The 671-nt window shown below is 51.9% G+C and carries 1 protein-coding gene; it reads left to right on the forward strand.

The window, feature by feature from the left end; all coding sequences use genetic code 11:
- Positions 1-365 (forward strand): TetR/AcrR family transcriptional regulator C-terminal domain-containing protein (locus ALO43_RS15715; protein ID WP_174518506.1); only part of this gene is annotated, 365 nt, incomplete at its 5' end.
- Between the last annotated feature and the right edge of the window lie 306 nt (positions 366-671).

Genomic DNA, 671 nt, shown 5'->3' on the forward strand with positions numbered 1-671 from the left:
GAACGCTGTTCACGCGCTTCGGGGAGCGAATGTTGATGGTACTCATCAATGATGACAGCGCGTTGGCGGTGTACCGCATGGTAGTGGCCGAATCCGGGCATTCCGACATCGGCACAATGTTCTATGACTCAGGCCCCAGGGAATTCCTGCAAACGGTGACGACGCTGATGAATGCGGCCATGCAACGTGGCCAGCTACGTACCACTGATCCGCATATCGCAGCGCTGCAACTCACCTCGCTGCTGACTGCGGAAACCGATATTCGCCTCTATCAACAAACACCCGCACGCTTGAGCGTCGAGCAGATTCAAAGCATGGTCAAACGAGCAATTGATACTTTTATGCTGGGCATGGAAAAGCGCTGATTCACCGGGCTGCGACAGGTAGCCCTCTTTAAATGCTGGTTAAAATGTAAAGCTGCCAGGCCGTGACATATTTGCTTACCATTTATTCGGACAACCTGATTCAAACCTCGATTCCGGGCCCGTATAGCTCGTCAAGAAAACCCGAAGGAAGGCGATAGCCTATTGCCCACTTCGGAAAAATAATAATGATCCTGCGAAAACTCAATCTTGCACCGCGTTCGGCTTTATGCTTCGGTATTTTTTGCCTGATGATCGTTGCACTGGGCCTGCTGGCTTTGCGTCAGGCAGCACTTCTCAACACAGCAG

It is taken from the genome of Pseudomonas tremae (genome assembly GCF_001401155.1).
GTDB lineage: Bacteria > Pseudomonadota > Gammaproteobacteria > Pseudomonadales > Pseudomonadaceae > Aquipseudomonas > Aquipseudomonas tremae.